This window comes from Limnohabitans sp. (assembly GCF_040400975.1).
Taxonomy (GTDB): domain Bacteria; phylum Pseudomonadota; class Gammaproteobacteria; order Burkholderiales; family Burkholderiaceae_C; genus Limnohabitans_A.
This window is the reverse complement of sequence record NZ_JBBAPF010000113.1, coordinates 1-442: the sequence shown is the minus strand read 5'-3', so window position 1 is coordinate 442 and position 442 is coordinate 1.

Below are 442 nucleotides of genomic sequence, written 5' to 3'. Positions count from 1 at the left end.
ATGTCATTGAGGCGGACGCAGACGGCCAGGTCCCAAATGCGTTCAATGGTTGGAACGGGGTCATCTCGCTCATGGGCAACATGATTGCCGGCACGAATGCCCTCGGTGACAAGATGCTTGCCAATAAGAAGAAGTGACAAGCAGGCATATGGGGGCCATCATAGGGGCGTAGGGCAAGGGCCAGCCCACCACCAAGGCCCAGTCGAAGGCGACACTGCCGGTGCAGTTTCTTGGTTCTGGGCTTGCCCAAGCAGGACTCTGCATTCAGTGGGGTTGCTGAAGAGGGTGCAGGCGGGGGCGGGCCCCATCAGGGCCACCCGGGCGGCCCATGCCGCCCATGCCCCATGCATGCTGCAACCAAACCTGCCTGGTTCTGAGCTTGCTCAAGCAAGTTGGGGACGCAATGGTGTGGTGGTGAGGGGCCCAGGGAGGCACAAGCCTT